1 protein-coding gene is annotated in these 241 nt (G+C 51.0%); it reads right to left on the minus strand.

The genetic code is table 11. The features are described 5' to 3' along the window. Positions 1 to 199 (minus strand): ArnT family glycosyltransferase (locus tag ACYP03_RS27665; RefSeq protein WP_459782891.1); only part of this gene is annotated, 199 nt, incomplete at its 3' end. Between the last annotated feature and the right edge of the window lie 42 nt (positions 200 to 241).

Below are 241 nucleotides of genomic sequence, written 5' to 3' on the forward strand. Positions count from 1 at the left end.
TCGGAAAAAACCACTGGCCGGTTGCGACCATTTCCCGGGCAACTTCGGCAAAACGTGGCTCATCAGCTGGCCAGGGTGCCCGCCAGCCAATCCCCCAGAAGAGCAGGATAATAGCGATTGAAAATAGCAGGATGCTCAGTTTATCCCACTGATTTCCCGATTCATTGATCGTATGGCTTTGAACCTGATTTGATGGCATGTGTTGCGTCCCTGGTCGATTTTTCCCGGTTGAAGTACAGAT

The organism is Photobacterium sp. R1, assembly GCF_054600795.1.